2 protein-coding genes are annotated in these 1,041 nt (G+C 61.6%); both read left to right on the top strand.

Annotated features, from left to right (window positions below):
- The first annotated feature begins 196 nt into the window (after positions 1 to 196).
- Positions 197 to 487 (top strand): CopG family ribbon-helix-helix protein, encoded by a 291-nt coding sequence (locus EV671_RS26605; RefSeq protein ID WP_165917753.1) that lies wholly within the window; start codon positions 197 to 199, stop codon positions 485 to 487.
- Complete coding sequence (locus EV671_RS27655) at positions 475 to 972, top strand: type II toxin-antitoxin system RelE/ParE family toxin (RefSeq protein ID WP_243655903.1); 498 nt, start codon at positions 475 to 477, stop codon at positions 970 to 972. Before EV671_RS26605 ends, EV671_RS27655 begins: the two co-directional genes overlap by 13 nt.
- Positions 973 to 1,041: the final 69 nt, after the last annotated feature.

Here is a 1,041-nt window from a genome sequence, read left to right as displayed (position 1 = left end):
CTCGGCATGGGCGGGGCAATACGACGTCAGTTCGAGCAAGTAAAACGTCGACACGAAGCCGCGTCGAAATCGTCTACTTGTTCAGCACAGCCTTAGCGGCTATCGAAGCCCCGCAGCAGCGGGGCTGGCGGAGCGCATTGTCTTTGGGCGTAAGTACGGCAAGGTAATAGCTTAAGATACTGTGATGGAGGTGGCCATGACCGCTGCTGCCGTTCGCCCTGTGTCGATCAAGATCGACGAGGACGCTAAAGCGCGCTTAAAGCGACTGGCTGACGCACGTCATCGCACGTCGCACTGGCTGATGCGCGAAGCGATCACCCAGTACGTTGATCGCGAGGAAAAGCGCGAGGCCTTCCGCCAGGACACGCTCAAGGCCTGGGAAGAGTACCGCGCCACCGGACTGCATGTGACCGCCGATGAGGCCGATGCTTGGCTTGCCCAGCTCGAACAGGGCAACGACATCGAGCCTCCGGCGTGTCACGCCTGATCTGGTCACAAACGGCGCTTCTCGATGTGCAGCGCCTCTTTCGTTTCCTCGCGCCCAAGAACCTGAACGCTGTCAAGCGGGCGGTGAAGGCCATTCGCCAAGGCGTCAATGTGCTGGGACAGCAGCCTGGCGCCGGCCGCCCCATTGAGGGCATGCCCGACGAGTTCCGCGAGTGGATCATCGACTTCGGCGATAGCGGCTACGTGGCCCGCTACCGCATCGATTCGGATACCGTCACGATCCTTGCGGCGCGGCATCAGAAGGAGGTTGATCAGTTTGGAATGCTGTCCGCCATCAACGTGGAACGGCGTCCGCCATCACAGCGGAACGGTATCCGCGATCGCGTGGAATACGCAGTAGGTGTAGAGCAGATCGCGCGGGATGCCGCGGACTTTTTCGGCAGTGCCGCAGGCAGGGCATTTCACGGCTGCGGGTGGTCGCTTGGATTCGGCCTTGCACCTGGTGTTATGACCGTCGCTGTCTGAGGCTTGCCAGGGCTTGATGTCCCAGGAACGTTGGGGGCGTTCGTGAGAACGCTGCCGCGGTCATCGCGG

Source organism: Roseateles saccharophilus (genome assembly GCF_004342485.1).
GTDB classification, from domain to species: domain Bacteria; phylum Pseudomonadota; class Gammaproteobacteria; order Burkholderiales; family Burkholderiaceae_C; genus Pelomonas; species Pelomonas saccharophila.
Note: the sequence above shows the minus strand (reverse complement) of the source record. Positions and strands in the feature narration are given on the sequence as shown.

Coding starts and splice junctions, on each gene's coding strand:
- EV671_RS26605 (WP_165917753.1), top strand. CDS start 197: ATGACCGCTGCTGCCGTTCGCCCTGTGTCGATCAAGATCGACGAGGAC.